The following is a 15,920-nucleotide window of genomic DNA, read 5'->3' on the forward strand; positions in this document are numbered from 1 at the left end:
ATCCTATTCCTGCATGCGGTTGCAGGCCGCGATAGTTCGGCGGCTGATGCTTCCGGCAATACCACAGCGTGGTTGCCTTACTCTTCTCGACCTCATCAGCAGCCACATTCCCCAGCCGGGCTCGCGCGGCTCATCGGAGAAATTGTCGTCATCGTTCATTTTCTTTCCAGTCTCATTCACGCCTACCGCGGATTTAGAGACATCGGTCCCTTGCGATATTTAACGGCCGAGTTAGTTTCACTTTGTTAAACATTTCTGCCCAATTTCACTCCCTGTGCGTGAGGAGGCGCGATTTTCCTACCAATGCATAATCATTAGTTTCATTTCGAATCATTGATGTCTTTCATCAATACGAATTACTCCGCGATTGCCGCGCTTCAGACTCTGAGATCCGTCAACTCCAATTTGCAAGCACGCAACAACACGTTCAAGCGGCCTTCGAGTTCCGACTGCCTCCGACAACGCACCTTATTGGTCTATCGCAACCACAATGCGCTCGGATAACGGTGCAATTTCCGCTGTTCAGGATGCGCTGGGTTTTTGGGCGGCAACACGGCGTCCCAGGATCGGGGACGACGGTCAGCATAACGATCGACCGCTCTCTGGTTGATCAGGTCTACCCGACGCTGAACGGTGTCATCTCCACCCGCGACCAGTTCGCCTGGGTGATCCGCGCGGCTCTCACTCCCGTCGGAGCACAGTTCGCCGTGAGCGGAACGACTGACGGCTATGCGCTTCTTTCGGTCGAGACCTCGGCCTTTCCGGATCCTCGATCCAGGTCACGAGCGCGAGTTCCACGCTAGCAAGCGGAAGTACGGGCGGACTCGCCACCACCGGAACGGACTACGGTAACCGGCCAGAACTCGTCAGCTTCTTCGACGACCCCTTCAACATCTGCAGCTCGGCGGAGATCTATCTCCCGATCACGATCAACGGCACGGACAGAACCGTGACGATCAACCGCAAAATTGTCGATGACGCGCTTGGCACTACGGATGGCGACATCACGTCGGCCGACGATGTCGTGACGGTCTTCAATGCGGCGATGGCCGCGCAGAACGTCGGAGTGAAGGCGATGAACGAGGGCACATACATCCTCTACGAGATGGATGACACAGTTCACCCGGAGGCCGGCAGCATAACCTCGCTGGGAATCGGTCCAGCTTACGACAACTATGGTGTACTTCCAAATTTCGGCATCTTGGATGTAGACATCACCTCGGATGCGATAGACCTCGACACCTATATCGACGGCGTTGAAACGATGTTGGCAAAGATGACCTCAGCAGCTTCCATGATCGGCAGTTTGCAGACGCGGATTGACATGCAAACGAACTTCTCCAGCAGGCTAATGGCTTCCATCGAATCAGGTGTCGGCAAGCTCGTAGACGCCGACATGGAAGAAGTCGTCGAAGCTCAGCGCTTTGCAGACGCAACAGCAGCTCGCGCTTCAGTCTCTTTCTATTGCTAACAGCTCGCCGCAGAATCTTCTCAGCCTCTTCCGGCAGTAACAAGCGCCTCGCGTTTCGCAGCAGCGGAACTTGCGGACACTTTCTCGGACGCGCAGAAGACATCTCAACTACCACCGCTGTACCCCTCCATGCGGCGGCAGCTCGCGATAGCTCAGAGGCTCATGCCTCCGGCAATACCACCGCGTTATTGCGCTGCTCTCCTCAAAGCCGTAGCAGCCCATTCTGTGCAGCGGATGCCGCTAGCGTCCTCATGGTCGCAGTAGTGCTCGACGTGCACATTCGCGCCTAGTGCGCTCGTGTGTCCCTCAATCGACATCCTGACTTCCTCGCATCTCGTTGTGCCTCATCAGCCGGTGATAATAGGTCCTCGACTATGCGCGACGCTTCCCGGGCCGTGGGACAAAATCCCTGATGCGGTAGCGGCCGCTCCCGGACGTTCGGCCCCTGAGCGCTCCAGCCCACGCTTCGGCCCGGCATCCTCCAGACGACCGCGACCGATCGCCACTTCCCCGTCCAGACGAGAAGGCAGTCATCTCGCTGCAGTTGCCTGCAGAGTTCGTCATCGTCCTCGAGCCGGCGTCCCCCACTTGGCTTGCGATCCCTTGAGCCACCGCTGGTCCTCGCCAATCCGGACGTGCGCCACCCCATCCTCACCAAGATTCAGGGAACCCGACGACCTTATGCCGAATTAGGGGGTCAGAGGAGATTCTATGAACAAAGGCAGGCTCGAAAACTGGCGCCATATCTGTGTCGACATGCAGCGCCTGTTTGCGGAAGACACGCCTTGGCATGTCGCGTGGATGGATTCCGTGCTGCCGCAGGTGCTTGAGATCGCCTCGACCTATCCCGAACGCACCATCTTTACGCGCTTCCTGACGCCGGAAACGAAGGATGTGGCAAACGGCACGTGGCGTAATTACTATGAAAAATGGTGGATGATGACCGGCGAACATCTTCCTGCAGAGATGTTGGAGCTTGTACCCGCGCTGCAAAGGCTGGTGCCGCCGGCTTCTTTTCTCGACAAGAAAATCTATTCCCCATGGCTCGACGGCAGGCTCCATACGGCTTTGCGAACCAGGGCAGTCGAGACGCTGGTGATTACCGGCGGCGAAACTGATGTCTGTGTCATGGCGACGTTGCTCGGGGCCGTCGACCTTGGCTACCGCATCATACTCATCGAGGATGCCCTCTGCAGCGGCGACGACCAAACGCACGAAGCCTCGCTGGAACTGCTGCGAAATCGCTTTTCCGTCCAGCTCGAGTTGATGTCCACGGATAATTTCCTGCGGCAAGCACACGGCTGAGTATCACCATCTCCGCATAACCGAAGAACTCCTGCAATGGCTTGCTATCGGGCCGCAGCGCTGGCGTCCCCAGCGGAGGTGACTTCGCCGAATGATGGTGCGGGCCCCAAGCGGTCAATCCGTTGGTTAGCTTAGCTTGCCGTCGCTTCACTCTCTTCCCAAGCGAGTCATTCACAAGTGACGGCACTTCCTGGACGGCGTGGTGCTCGGGCGAATTAAGCCGTGACACGCGTCGTTCGCTTACGGGGTTCTTGCGGTAGGGCAGCCTGTTGAACATCAGGCCACCGATGTACAATTGATTGTTTAGGATGCCGGTGCCTCTTCGGCGGTGTGGTCCAGCAACTCGTTCGGCCTCTGTTCCTTTACTGAGAACTTCACGCGGTCAGACGCTTGTAGTTCCGCAACGAAGGCATCGACCTTTGCCAGTTCGACTTCGGATCAGGGACCTGCAACGAGATCTGCGTTCCCATGGAGGTGCGGCGCGTTTATGTCTGATGCTCATCGACGCAGCGCTAGATCACCGTCTGAAGACCGAGTTCGACGACCCGGCCGGTGGGAAGACCAAAGTAGTCGGTCGCATTGCTGGCGTTCTGGGCGAGCGCAATGAACAGCCGGTCCTGCCAGAGGGGCATCCCTCCTTTCTTCGATGGAAGGATCGTCCGGCGCGACAGGAAGAAGGACGTAGACATAATGTCGAACTTCAGCCCGAGTTTGCGCACAAGGACAAGTGCACGTGGAATGTTGGGCGTTTCCATGTAGCCGAAGGTGATGACAAGACGGCTGAAGAGAGGATTAAAGCTTTCCAGGAAAATCTTCTCATCGTCCGGCACGAAGGGCCTCGTCGTCGTCACGACGCTGAGGATGACGTTCTGTTCATGGAGGACCTTGTAGTGCTTCAGGCTGTGCAGGAGTGCCGTTGGCGCGCCCTCGACATCGCTCGTCAGGAAGACGGCCGTGCCCGGAACTGTCGGAGGTTTCTTCTGCGCAAGCTTGTCGATGATTACTGCCAGAGGAATCTCGTCTGCCTTCGTGCGGGCGGCGAGCAGCCGTCGCCCCGCCATCCACGTCTGCATGATCAGGATTATGGTCGACGAGACGAGAACAGGCACCCAGCCGCCATCTGCGAACTTGGCGACGTTGGCGGCGAAGAATCCGGTGTCGATCAGGAAAAGAGGGACGACGATCGCCGCAGCGCTCGCTGGCCTCCAGCCCCAGACGCGTCGCATGACCACGAACAGCAGAACCGATGTGATAAGCATCTCACCCGTGACCGCGATCCCGTAGGCCGCCGACAGACCGCTGGAGTTCTGGAAGAAGACGACGAGGGCGGCTACGAAGACGAAGAGCAGACTGTTGACCTGCGGCATGAAGATCTGCCCGGAATGCGTCTCCGATGTATGCAAGATCTGCAGCCGTGGCAGCAAGTTCAGATGCATCGCCTGACGGACTAGGGAGTAGGCGCCGGAGATGACCGCCTGGCTTGCGATCACCGTCGCAGCGGTGGCGAGGCACACGATAGGAATCCTCGCCCATTCCGGATGCATTCCGAAGAAGGGATGCGCGGCCATCCCGGGATTTGCGAGCACGAACGCCCCTTGCCCGAAGTAGTTGAGCAGAAGACATGGAAAAACGAGCGAGAACCATGCCGTCACAATCGGACGTCTGCCAAAATGGCCAAGATCGACGTAGAGCGCCTCGGCGCCCGTCACCGCAAGGAAGACCGCGCCCAGCACGGCGACCGCGAGGCGGATGTTGCTCGCGACATACCGCATTGCGTGGAGCGGATTGATCGCCCCAAGGATCGCCGGGTCGTCGAGGATGTGGATCGCCCCGCTCACCCCAAGAGCGGCGAACCAGAGCGCCATGATCGGACCGAACACCGACGCGACGCCGCCCGTTCCGAACCGCTGGACGAAGAACAGGACTGCAATGATCGTGAGCGTGATCGGCACCACCCAGTTGGAAAGAGCCGGGGCTACGACCTGAATGCCCTCGACCGCCGAGAGGACTGAGATCGCCGGAGTGATGATTGCGTCTCCGAGAAAGAGCGATGCTCCGGCGACGCCAAGCACCAGGACCCATGCGGGTCTACCGGAAAGGCTCTCGCGCGCGAGCGTCATCAGGGAGAGAGTTCCTCCTTCGCCGCGATTGTCGGCCTTCAGGACGAAGCTGACGTACTTTATTGTCACGACGATCGTCAGAGCCCAGACGATGAGTGATAGGATTCCCAGCACGTTGTCACGATGCGAGCCCGAGCCGGCCGTCGCATGAAGCGCTTCCCTGAAGGCGTAGAGCGGACTGGTGCCGATATCCCCATAGACCACACCTAGAGCCGCGAGCACGAGCGAAGGAAGACCGCTCCGAGTTTCATGGTCGAGTTCGGGGTCTTCGGATCGCAGTTGAGGGTAGGTCAACGAACAGGTCCTGACTGAGGTGTAAACGGATTTGTAGGCGATGCCAATGATACCGGCAACGCTCAGAAATGACATTGGTTCGAAAGGGATGATGATGGTCGGTGATCGCAAAAGCACGAGGCGGCCGCGTCAACATTCCTCGGAGCGAACTGTTCGGTCGCGATGCCGGCGCGAATGAGCTCCGCCACATTGGCCTGAAGTCGCTTCAGATAGTGCCTGAACGACGGCCAACTGCTTTCTGCAGCAAGAACAACTAAGGTTGAACATTTGGCAGTCGCCGTGACGTGCCTACAGCATCAACTGGTGTTGTCTAAGCGCGGTTTCTTTCAGGCGGTCCGCTGCACTGGCCAATCCGCCATCGTCAGGCGCGGTAAAGCCGAGATCGCCTCAATCGTCGTCTTATGGGACCCCAGAATTGTTGGAGCACTGGCTTCGAGCCGTGTGAGATATCAGCTCATGAACTGGTTTCCTTCGCAGTTGAAGGTCTCCGCCAGTTTCACGTAGACGGAGGGGCCGAGGAGGATAGCGGCAGGAAGTAGGTCGCGGCTGAGCCGGGCCGTGAAAGCCGGCGCCACCGTCGATCCGTCACGCTCTCAGGCATCCCGATGAACACAATCCCCAGCGGACCCGCACCCGGCAGGGCCGAATTCCGTCCCAGTGTTCTCGGGATGGAACCCTGATGTTGGAAGTCTAGCTTTTTGAGCTCTGTCTCATTCATTCTATCCACCGAGCTCAGCCCCGGGGTACGCTCGTCCAGTTCAGGCTGCAGAAGCGGCGCATCGATCAAAAACGCGCGTGCAGCGCGAAGGCGACGTCGTCCATCTCGCAGCGTAGTAGCTTTTCGACCTCTCTGACGACCTTTCCGGTCTGGCAGACCGCGACATGGACTTCAAGCTCCCGACCGGCCGCGGACGAAGTCGCCGGTTCCTGGAATTCCGGATATCCGCAACAGGGCGGCGGCGGTCAAGCCAAGGGACATTTTCCTATCCGATCTCAACATCGATAGTTTGCAAGTAAAGGCTAGGAATTTTCCATCGATCTCGGACGTTTAAGCTGCCGCATCGCGCCAACATCTTTTGCCATTGATGTCGCGAAGGTCCCGTCACGGCCACAAAGCGGAAGTTCAGCGAATCGGAGAACGCCGAGGGCTCCGGAAGAGGGCCGCACTCGGCACACGATGACGAAATGTGCTAATATGCACTCTAGCTAAACTGGGGCAGATGAAAACCGACGCAAAAATTTGCCGCCAGTCTGCCAGGGGTGGGCGTGGAGTCCGGCAATTGGACTCATCCTCTCGGATCGGCGCCGATGGAGAATAGCAGTCTCCAAGTCCTGTGGGAGGACGACGAACGCGTGGTCTGCCGGGGACGGCGCCTAGGTGCCGACGGCAGGTGGAAGGCCGTGTTGGCCGTACTGCCCGCCGCCGAGCACCCGGCCCCCTCGAGCCTCGATCGCCTCGTGCACGAGTATGAGTTGAAGGACGAGCTGGACGCTGCATGGGCGGTGTTACCGCTGGAAATCGGACACGACAGCGGCCGGAGCATGCTTGTGCTGGAGGACCCCGGCGGCGAACCGCTTGACCGCCTCGTCGGCGAGCCCATGGAATTGGGGCACTTTCTAGTACTTGCCGTTGCCATTGCCTCGGCTCTCGGCAAGCTCCATCAGCGCGGCCTCGTCCACAAGGATCTCAAACCCACCAATATATTGGTGACGGGCGCGGCCGCAGAGGCGCGGCTCACCGGCTTCGGCCTCGCCTCGCGCCAGCCACGCGAGCGGCACTCGCCCGAGCCTCCCGAGGTCATCGCCGGGACGCTCGCCTACATGGCGCCGGAGCAGACCGGGCGCATGAACCGGTCGATCGATGCCCGCAGCGACCTCTATTCGCTTGGTGTGACCTTTTATCAAATGCTCACCGGCGTTCTGCCATTTACGGCTGGCGATCCAATGGAATGGGTGCATTGCCACGTCGCGCGATGGCCGGTACCGCCTACCGAGCGGGTGAAGGGAGTCCCCGCTATCGTCTCAGCCATCGTGATGAAGCTGCTCGCCAAGACGGCCGAGGAGCGCTACCAGACCGCCGCCGGGCTCGAGCGCGACCTCATGCGCTGCCTTGAGCAGTGGGGAACCGAGAGCCGCATCCGCCAGTTCCCGCTCGGCGAGCACGACATTCCCGACCGCCTGCTGATCACCGAAAAACTCTACGGGCGGAAGCGGGAGATCGAGACCTTGCTCGCCGCCTTCGAGCGAGTGGTCGCAGGCGGCGAGCCGGACCTGGTGCTCGTTTCCGGTTATTCCGGCATCGGCAAGTCCGCCGTCGTCTACGAACTGCACAAAGAGTTGGTGCCGCCCCGCGGTCTGTTTGCCTCCGGCAAGTTCGATCAGTACAAGCGCGACATTCCGTATTCGACGCTGGCACAGGCCTTTCAGAGTCTCATCCGGGGACTTCTCGTGAAGAGCGACGCCGATTTGGCACTCTGGCGCGACGCGCTTCTGGACGCGCTCGGCCCCAATGGGCAGCTCATGGTCGACTTGGTCCCCGAGCTGAAGCTCATCATCGGCGATCAGCAGCCGGTCCAGGAGCTTCCGCCGCAAGACGCGCAACGCCGTTTTCAGCTCGTGTTCCGGCGGTTCATTGATGTCTTCGCCCGGCCGGAGCATCCGCTGGCGCTCTTCCTGGATGACCTGCAGTGGCTCGATGCTGCGACGCTCGATCTGCTGGAGGATCTATTAAGCCAGTCGGATGTCCGGCACCTGATGCTCGTTGGCGCCTATCGCGACAACGAAGTGACCGACACCCACCCGCTAATCGGCAAGCTTGAGGCCATCAAGACTGCGGGCGGCAGGGTAGAGGAGATCACGCTTCTACCGCTCGCCCGCGAACACCTCGGGCAGTTGCTTACGGACACGCTTCACTGCGAACCCGAGCGGGCCGCGCCACTAGCACGACTGGTGCACGACAAGGCGGGCGGCAACCCGTTCTTCGCCATTCAGTTCATTTCTTCACTCGCTGAAGAGGGAATGCTCTTCTTCGATCATGACGCCGGGTGCTGGTCCTGGGATCTCGAGCGCATTCACGCCAAGGGATACACCGACAACGTCGTGGACTTGATGGTCGGAAAGCTCGCGCGCCTGCCGCCCGAAACGCGGGAGGCGCTGCAGCAGTTCGCCTGTCTCGGCAACACCGCAGATACCGCGATGCTTTCACTCGTCCTCGAAACCCCCGAGGAGCAGGTCCACGAGCCCCTTTGGCATGCCGTCGCTCATGGACTGCTGGAGCGTCAGGGCGGCGTCTATCGGTTTATCCACGATCGCGTTCAGGAAGCCGCCTATTCGTTGATCCCGGAGGAGGGACGCGGCGAGTTGCACCTTCGCATAGGGAGACTGCTTGCCGCGAACACTGCGCCGGAACTGATTGACGATTATATTTTCGACATCGTCAGCCAGCTCAATCTCGGCGCCGCCCTGATCACCTCAGACGAGGAGCGCCAGCGATTGGCCGAGTTCAATCTGCTGGCCGGCAAGCGCGCCAAGGCATCGACGGCATACGCCTCGGCGCTCAGCTATCTTGTTGCCGGCACGACACTGCTGCCAGAAGACGCCTGGGAGCGCCAGCACCAACTGGCCTTCGCGCTTGAACTGAACCGAGCGGAATGCGAGTTCCTCATTGGCGCACTGGCGGACGCGGAGGAGCGGTTGGCACAGCTTTCCAAGTGTGCTGTCTGCACCGACGACCAAGCTACTGTCGCCTGCCTACGCATCGATCTCTATGCTGCGCTCGGTCAGACCGATCGCTCGGCCGCCGTCGGTCTCGATTACCTGAGACAGCATCTCGGCATCGATTGGTCGCCACATCCGGCCAACGAGGAGGTGCAACGGGAATACGACCGGGTCTGGTCGCAACTCGGGAGCCGTACGATCGAGGAGCTCATTGAGCTGCCATTAATGAGCGATCCGGCATCCCCCGCGGCGCTGGATATTCTCACCCGGCTCGTTGGGGCGGTATGGCATACCGACGCGAATCTTGCATGCATGGCAATCTGCCTGGCTGTTAATCTGAGCCTCCAGCGCGGCAACAGCGATGGTTCCTGCTACCACTATGTGTCGCTTGGTTATATTGCCGGGCCCCGCTTCGGCGATTATGCGGCCGGATTTCGCTTCGGTCGGCTCGGCTGCCAACTGACCGAAGAACGCGACCTGAAGCGCTTCCAAGCGAGGACTTACAAGGACTTCGGGGCCCATGTCATACCGTGGACAAGACACATTCGAACCGGCCGCGACATCTTGCGGCGAGCGCTTGAAATTGCCAACCAGAGCGGCGACCTCACCTTTGCCGGATACAGCTATGCCAGCTTGAATTCGAACCTGCTGGCGGCGGGAGATCCGTTGATCGAAGTGCAACGCCAGGCAGAGATTGGCCTCAATTTTGCGCGGAAGGTGCGGTTCCAGTTCGTCATGGATCTTGCCAGTGCGCAGCTCGGCCTCGTCCGGACGCTGCGCGGCCTGACGCGGAAATTCGGCTCCTTCGACGACGACTATGGATTCGACGAACTTGAGACCGAACGCCGATTTTCGAAGGATCCGAATTTGATTCTTGCGGAAACCTGCTACTGCGTCAGAAAACTCCAGGCGCGGTTTTTTGCCGGCGACTATCAGGCAGCCGTCGATGCGTCATTGCGGGCGCAGCGGCTACCATGGACATCGGTGTCGCATTTCGAAGAAACGCCGGAGCATCATTTCTATGGCGCATTGGCCCGCGCCGCCTGTTTCGACTCTGATGTGGCCGACCAGCGGGGGCGGCATATAGAGGCTCTGGCCGGCCACCACCGACAGCTTCAGATCTATGCGAAGAATTGCCCTGAAAACTTCGAGAACCGAGCCGCGCTGGTCGGCGCCGAGATAGCGCGGATTGAAGGCTGCGAAATCGACGCCGCCCGTCTCTACGAACAAGCTATCCGATCGGCGCGCGACAACGGCTTCGTTCATCATGAAGCGCTCGCATATGAACTCGCCGGCCGCTTTTATGCGGCGCGAGGCTTCGAGGACTTCTCTCGTCTCTATTTCCGCAACGCGCGTAACTGTTATCTGCGCTGGGGGGCGGACGGTAAGGTTCGGCAACTCGACCAGCTCTATCCTTACCTGAGTGGGGAAGAAGACCCTGCCGCTCCAAAGAGCACGATCGGGGCACCGGTCGAGCAACTCGACCTCGCAACCGTAATCAAGATCTCGGAAGCCGTATCGGGCGAGATCGTACTTGAAAAGCTGATCGACAGGCTGATGCGCACGGCTCTCGAGCATGCTGGCGCAGGGCGGGGGGTGCTGCTTGTTCCAAACGGCGGAAAGCTCACGGTCGAGGCCGTGGCCGAGACCACCGCCAGGGATGTCGCCGTGGGCCTGCGCCCGCTTGCCGGAACGATGCCCGTGCCCGAGGCGATCGTCAACTTCGTCGCGCGGACCGGCGAAGCGGTTATCGTCGACGATGCCTGCACCGAGAATACCTGGTCCGACGAATACATACGGGACACCATGCCCCGTTCGGTACTCTGCCTGCCACTCGTCAAGCAGGGCAGGCTGATCGCGCTCCTCTATCTCGAGAACAATCTGGCGCCCCGCGTCTTCACTCCGGGCCGGATCGCGGTTTTGAAGCTGCTCGCCTCGCAGGCCGCGACCGCGCTGGAGAATACGCGGCTGTACGAAGATCTCGCAGGACGCGAAGCCAGAATTCGGCGGCTGGTCGACGCCAACATCATTGGAATCTTCATTTTTTCTCTCGAGGGCCAGATTCTAGACGCTAACGACGCATTTCTCCACCTGATCGGCTACGATCGTGAGGATCTCGTCTCTGGCCGCATCCGTTGGACCGATCTGACCCCTGAGGAATGGCTTGATCGGGACATGCGACAATGGATCCCTGACCTGAAAGAAACCGGCATTCTGCCGCCTGTGGAGAAGGAATATCTGCGCAAAGACGGCAGCCGTGTACCCGTGCTGATCGGCGGGGCGAGCTTCGAGGGAAACGAGGACGAAGGCGTTACTTTCGTGCTCGACTTGACCGAACGCAAGCGCGCCGAAGAGGCGCTGCAGCAGGCGCAGGCTGAGCTCACACATGTCTCGCGGGTGACTACGGTAGGAGTACTCACTTCTTCCATCGCCCACGAGGTCAATCAGCCGTTAGGCGCTATCGTCACCAATGCCAATGCTGCGCTGCGCTGGCTGGCCGCTCAGCCTCCCAATCTCGACGAGGCGCGGGAGACACTGGCCCGTATCGTACGGGACGGGTACCGCGCCAGCGACGTGATCGCGGGAATGCGCGCACTCCTGAAAAAGAGAGACGGCGTCCGCGAGCGGGTGGACCTGACTGAGCTAATCCGAGATGTGGTCGCCTTCGTCCAGGGTGAGTTGAGCGGCCATCGGATCATGCTACGGACCGAGCTGACGGACGACCTGCCGCAGGTGGCAGGCGACCGGGTGCAGTTGCAGCAAGTAATCATCAATCTGGTGATGAACGGCATCGAGGCGATGAAGGACGTGGCAGACTCGCCGCGCGAGCTGGTGATTGCCTCCCGGTCCGAGGCCTCCGGAGCAGTGGAGGTCGCGGTGAAGGACGCCGGCATCGGGCTCAGCGGGCAAGGTGCGGAGCGGGTTTTCGAGCCGTTTTATACGACGAAAGCAGAGGGACTCGGCATGGGTCTAGCGATCTGCCGGTCAATCATCGAGGCGCATGGGGGCCGTTTGTGGGCAAGCGCGAATGAGCCTCGGGGCGCCGTGTTTCAGTTTACATTGCCAGCAGAGAGAGATGAACGCGCTCCCGTCAGACAGAATGGCCAGATGTCGGCTTTGTGATCACAACCAGAACACTTGGCATCATCGGTCAGCGGCAGGTTACCGGTAGCGAGCCTGGTTCCAGCGGTGGCCTATAAGCGAGAGAATGATGATCAGGCCGTTGAAGAACTGTACGTAGAAGCCGCTAAGCCCTGCTGCCACAACCCCGGTCTGAATAAAGGCGACGGTGAGCGCGCCTATCGCGCCGCCTATCACGGTGCCGACACCGCCCCAGGTGGGTGTGCCGCCCACGAAGACGGAGGTAAGCACGGGCAGGAGATAACCATCGCCGGCGGTCGGCCACCAGGTAAAGTTGATCATGGTGGAGAAGGTTCCGCCGATCGCTGCGCCGATACCCATGAAGACGAAGAGCTTCACGCGCACGCGTTTCACGTTGATTCCCATTTGCGCGGCACTGTCCGGGTTGTCGCCGACGACCTTGACGTGCGCTCCGAAGCGGTGCCGGTTATAGAGGAGAGCCGCCAAGATAACAAAGCCGACCGCCCAGAAGATCTGCACCGGCACGCCGAGGATCTCACTTGAGAAGATCTCGTAGGCCAGACTATGGGCAAGCGTGACAAGCGCTATCGACTTGCCTTCATTCACGATCTGAATGAGGCCTCGCAGGAGAAAGTTCATGCCGAGCGTGGCTACGAGCGAGGACAGGCCGGCATAGACGACCAAAGCGCCGACGCAGAACCCGAGAACCAGCCCGGTCAGGATCGCTGCTGCCAGACCAACGAAGGGATCGAAGCCAGCCTGCACCGACAGCGCGAATATCCACGACGAGAATCCCATCACCGCTGGGAAGGAGAGATCGATCTCGCCGCCCGTTACCACGAAGACGAGGGGCACGACGACAAAGAGCGCCACTGGAACTGTGGTCAGAACGGAGCTGTAGATCGACCAGTTCATGAACACGGCCGGATTGGCGGCGATGAAGACCGACATCATCACGACAAACACCGCGAGCGTGCCGAGCGCTGCCCGGTTCTCGACGACGAGGCGGCGAAGCCGATACTCGGAAGGGTGACACCAGTTCGCCTCGGCCTGGGTGGCATCCCCGGTCGGGCTCCTCGACCGGCTCTCATCCGCCAGACCCGTCATGGCACCGCTCCGCCTGCTACCGCAGTGCGGCGCCCACCGGCACTTGCCGGGTGCGCGACACGTTCCATGAAACCAATCAACTCTTCGGCAGATTTCACCTTCGACCGGTCCTTATCGAGCACGATCTTACCCCGATCAAGCACGGCGAAGCGGTCGGCGATGTCGAAGACGTGGTGGATGTTGTGGCCTATGAAAATGATGGATCGGCCGCTCGCCCGCACCTGCCGCATGAAGTGGAACACTTTCGCCGTTTCGGCCAGCGAGAGGGCCGTGGTCGGCTCGTCAAGGACGATGAGGTCCGCCTGCTTGTAGATGGCGCGGGCGATCGCCACACCCTGGCGCTCGCCGCCCGAGAGCTGCCCGACGATCGAACGCGGCGTAAAGACCTTCGAAGTGAACCCGATCTCCCGCATGAGCCGGTCCGCCTCGGCGAGCTGCCGCTTCACCTTGATCCAGCCGAACATTCCGGCGAGCTCACAGCCCATGAAGATGTTATGGACGATCGATTGCTGGAGCGCGAGGGCGCGGTCCTGAAATACGGTCTCGATGCCGGCCTCGCGCGACCGCGCTGCATTCCACCCGGAGACGGGTCTTCCGCGCACGATAATCTCACCGCTCGTCGGTCTCACGACGCCCGCGAGAATCTTGATCAGTGTCGATTTGCCAGCGCCATTGTCGCCAATTAGGCCGAGGACTTCGCCCTCATCGACGAAAAGATCTACCCCGCCGAGCGCGTCAACGCTGCCGTAGCTCTTCTTGATGTTGCGGAACTCGATCAGATGCTCCGCCATGCAACACTCCTTTCCGAGGCGGCCAGCGTTCGCAGCGACCACTCGCCGGGATCTCAGCGAAGCGACTGCTGCGCCAGCTTGGCTACCATCTCGTAGTTCTTCGGCGTCACGAAACCCGCCCCGGTGTCGACATTCATCGGCGCTAGGCCTAGCACGACCTGCTGACAAAGGCTCAGGATAGGCAGATATCCCTGCAGGAATGGCTGCTGATCTGCCGCGAGCTGCACCCAGCCATCCTTGAACGCCTCGACGATCTGCGGGCTTGTATCGAACCCGAAATTGAAGATCTCGCCCGGCTTCTTGTTGGCTGCCTGCATGTAGGTCGGCACGTTTCCGAGCATCTGGCCGCCGGGATATCCGACCGCCTTGACATCGGGATTGTTGAGGAGCGCCGCTGTGATGACAGGGATGGCAAGGTTGGGGTCAGACGCCCATTCTCCGGCCGGGGGGGTGCTGATATCGATTACTTCTAAGCCCGCTTCCTTCAAGATCGCTCGCGTGCCGCGTTCGCGCGCGCCGCGGTTCTCGTTTTCGAAGGGGCCGATCATGATCGCCTTGTCGCCGGGCTTGAGATCTGCAAGCTTGATCGCCTCGACTCCAAGGGCGCGGCCTTGCTCCTCCTGCTGCGCGCCGATATAACCGCCGCCGAAAGCGGCCACCACCTTCGGCACCGGAACGTTCTGATACATCATCTTGATGCCGGCCTTCGCCGCCTGCTCAGCGAGCGGCATGATTGCGGCATCGCCCGGATGACCCATCATCGCAATGCCGTCGGGCTTCACCGCAACGGCTTCGCGGAGCTGCTGGGTCATCACCTCGACGTCCCAGCGCGAGAAGATATAATCGACCTTGGGCCCGAGGTCGGCCTGCGCCTGCTTCGCCCCGTTGTAGACGATGGTTCCAAACGCATCGCCCTCCGCGCCCCCCACAAAGAAACGGATGTGGACGTCCTTGCACCATTTGCCGTCCAGTGCCTGTGCCGGGATTGAACTCATGATACCCAGCAGCGCGGCCGCGCAGATCGCGATGCACGATCGTTGGAACAGGGTCAGCACGATCCTCATATTAGCTCCTCCGCCAATCATCGTATCGCTTGTTTTGCCGCTTCTCCGTTTCGTCCGTGTCACACCGGGATACCATTCGCGAGGGCGGCAAGCGCCCCACGGCAACTGGAACTACGCGGAAGCGCGCTGCTCGGTCCCTACGGCTGCGGCAAGCCTTTCGGCAATCTCCATCAACGGTTCCACGTATCGGGTCGTCGCCTCCTTGATCGAGAGAGCGGACCGGATCCATATGATCGAGACGCATGCTGTCGTTACGCCGTCCAATTTCACCGGTACTGCTATTGACGACGTATTCGGTCGGAATTCGCCTGCCTCGCGGATAGCATAGCCCCTCGCTCGGATATCGGCCAGCAGATCGTTCAGATCGATGGCTTCCAGAAATGAAAGGTCTTCAGGCACAGCGAGCCGTCGGATATGCTCCACGACAAGCCTACGCTCCTCATCGGATATGAACGCGAGGTAGGCCCGTCCCGCCGATGTCCTGAGGACGGGCATGCGGTAGCCGATCATGCCCCTGTCGACAGACAGCGGGCTGCGCCCGTGGGTGGTTTCCTGAATCACCATCGCCGCGCTTTCATAGACACTCAGGTCGAGCGGCCAGACGATTTTCGGCAAGTACTCGGAAAAGAGCGGACCCGCGGCCTGACAGATGGCGGACATCGCCGCCGAGCCATCGCCAAGACTGGCCGCATAGCGCGTGACGCGGACCCGGTTGTTGGTGGAGGAAAACACGACGAATCCTTCCTCCTCAAGGGTCTGGAGCAGGCGGTACACGGTTGGGCGCGGGAGACCGAGCCTGGTCGCGATTTCGCCCGGACGCGCCTCTCCGAGAAGGTTTACTTCGCGCAGCACAGCAAGCCCGCGCACCAGAGCGCGCACACCGCTTTGGCCTGCATTGCTCCGCGTCTTTGGCATGTTCCGATGTTCTCCTCCGGTCGCCGGCGGTCGC

9 protein-coding genes and 3 pseudogenes are annotated in these 15,920 nt (G+C 60.4%); 6 read left to right on the forward strand and 6 right to left on the reverse strand.

Translation table 11 applies throughout. The features are described 5' to 3' along the window. Nucleotides 1-336 precede the first annotated feature (336 nt). The 4 genes and pseudogenes from HGP14_RS35670 to HGP14_RS23475 form a co-directional block, all read left to right on the forward strand. Nucleotides 337-550 (forward strand): annotated as a pseudogene (locus HGP14_RS35670) (flagellin); the annotation flags it as partial. Then, on the forward strand, nucleotides 528-803 hold the full coding sequence (locus tag HGP14_RS23465; protein ID WP_168832282.1) for a hypothetical protein: 276 nt from the start codon (nucleotides 528-530) through the stop codon (nucleotides 801-803). The pseudogene HGP14_RS35670 and the gene HGP14_RS23465, both read left to right, overlap by 23 nt. Before the next feature lie 395 nt (nucleotides 804-1,198). Next, a pseudogene (locus HGP14_RS23470) lies at nucleotides 1,199-1,511 on the forward strand (flagellin); the annotation flags it as partial. A 671-nt stretch (nucleotides 1,512-2,182) separates the two neighbouring features. Next, nucleotides 2,183-2,776 carry a cysteine hydrolase family protein gene (locus HGP14_RS23475; RefSeq protein WP_168832283.1) on the forward strand — a complete coding sequence of 198 codons (594 nt, stop codon included), beginning with the start codon at nucleotides 2,183-2,185 and terminating at the stop codon, nucleotides 2,774-2,776. A 512-nt stretch (nucleotides 2,777-3,288) separates the two neighbouring features. Here HGP14_RS23475 and HGP14_RS23480 read toward each other — a convergent pair. Then, nucleotides 3,289-5,190 (reverse strand): potassium transporter Kup, encoded by a 1,902-nt coding sequence (locus tag HGP14_RS23480; protein WP_205927304.1) that lies wholly within the window; start codon nucleotides 5,188-5,190, stop codon nucleotides 3,289-3,291. Nucleotides 5,191-5,252: 62 nt separating this feature from the next. Beyond that, complete coding sequence (locus tag HGP14_RS35675) at nucleotides 5,253-5,399, reverse strand: hypothetical protein (RefSeq protein ID WP_246704561.1); 147 nt, start codon at nucleotides 5,397-5,399, stop codon at nucleotides 5,253-5,255. Nucleotides 5,400-5,982: 583 nt separating this feature from the next. On the opposite strand from HGP14_RS35675, the pseudogene HGP14_RS36485 reads away from it, so the two are divergent. Continuing rightward, a pseudogene (locus tag HGP14_RS36485) lies at nucleotides 5,983-6,242 on the forward strand (hypothetical protein); the annotation flags it as partial. A gap of 256 nt (nucleotides 6,243-6,498) precedes the next feature. Then, nucleotides 6,499-12,030 (forward strand): AAA family ATPase, encoded by a 5,532-nt coding sequence (locus HGP14_RS23490; RefSeq protein WP_168832285.1) that lies wholly within the window; start codon nucleotides 6,499-6,501, stop codon nucleotides 12,028-12,030. A 39-nt stretch (nucleotides 12,031-12,069) separates the two neighbouring features. Here the strand turns inward: HGP14_RS23490 and HGP14_RS23495 are convergent, their stop codons facing one another. The 4 genes from HGP14_RS23495 to HGP14_RS23510 all read right to left on the reverse strand — a co-directional run bounded on the left by HGP14_RS23495 (nucleotide 12,070) and on the right by HGP14_RS23510 (nucleotide 15,886). After that, on the reverse strand, nucleotides 12,070-13,116 hold the full coding sequence (locus tag HGP14_RS23495) for an ABC transporter permease (protein ID WP_168832286.1): 1,047 nt from the start codon (nucleotides 13,114-13,116) through the stop codon (nucleotides 12,070-12,072). After that, complete coding sequence (locus HGP14_RS23500) at nucleotides 13,113-13,907, reverse strand: ATP-binding cassette domain-containing protein (protein ID WP_168832287.1); 795 nt, start codon at nucleotides 13,905-13,907, stop codon at nucleotides 13,113-13,115. The genes HGP14_RS23495 and HGP14_RS23500 overlap by 4 nt, the downstream gene beginning before the upstream one ends. A 53-nt stretch (nucleotides 13,908-13,960) precedes the next feature. Continuing rightward, nucleotides 13,961-14,971, reverse strand: coding sequence for a substrate-binding domain-containing protein (locus HGP14_RS23505; RefSeq protein WP_168832288.1), 1,011 nt, complete (start codon nucleotides 14,969-14,971; stop codon nucleotides 13,961-13,963). 111 nt (nucleotides 14,972-15,082) lie between these two features. Then, nucleotides 15,083-15,886 (reverse strand): DNA-binding transcriptional regulator, encoded by an 804-nt coding sequence (locus tag HGP14_RS23510; RefSeq protein WP_168832289.1) that lies wholly within the window; start codon nucleotides 15,884-15,886, stop codon nucleotides 15,083-15,085. Between the last annotated feature and the right edge of the window lie 34 nt (nucleotides 15,887-15,920).

The sequence above is a fragment of the Rhizobium sp. P32RR-XVIII genome, assembly GCF_012641395.1.
Lineage (GTDB): Bacteria > Pseudomonadota > Alphaproteobacteria > Rhizobiales > Rhizobiaceae > Rhizobium.

What these genes read in the sequence shown, in the direction of transcription:
- HGP14_RS23465 (WP_168832282.1), top strand. Translation starts at nt 528, where the DNA reads ATGCGCTGGGTTTTTGGGCGGCAACACGGCGTCCCAGGATCGGGGACG.
- HGP14_RS23475 (WP_168832283.1), top strand. Translation starts at nt 2,183, where the DNA reads ATGAACAAAGGCAGGCTCGAAAACTGGCGCCATATCTGTGTCGACATG.
- HGP14_RS23490 (WP_168832285.1), top strand. Translation starts at nt 6,499, where the DNA reads ATGGAGAATAGCAGTCTCCAAGTCCTGTGGGAGGACGACGAACGCGTG.
- HGP14_RS23495 (WP_168832286.1), bottom strand. Translation starts at nt 13,116, where the DNA reads ATGACGGGTCTGGCGGATGAGAGCCGGTCGAGGAGCCCGACCGGGGAT.
- HGP14_RS23500 (WP_168832287.1), bottom strand. Translation starts at nt 13,907, where the DNA reads ATGGCGGAGCATCTGATCGAGTTCCGCAACATCAAGAAGAGCTACGGC.
- HGP14_RS23505 (WP_168832288.1), bottom strand. Translation starts at nt 14,971, where the DNA reads ATGAGGATCGTGCTGACCCTGTTCCAACGATCGTGCATCGCGATCTGC.
- HGP14_RS23510 (WP_168832289.1), bottom strand. Translation starts at nt 15,886, where the DNA reads ATGCCAAAGACGCGGAGCAATGCAGGCCAAAGCGGTGTGCGCGCTCTG.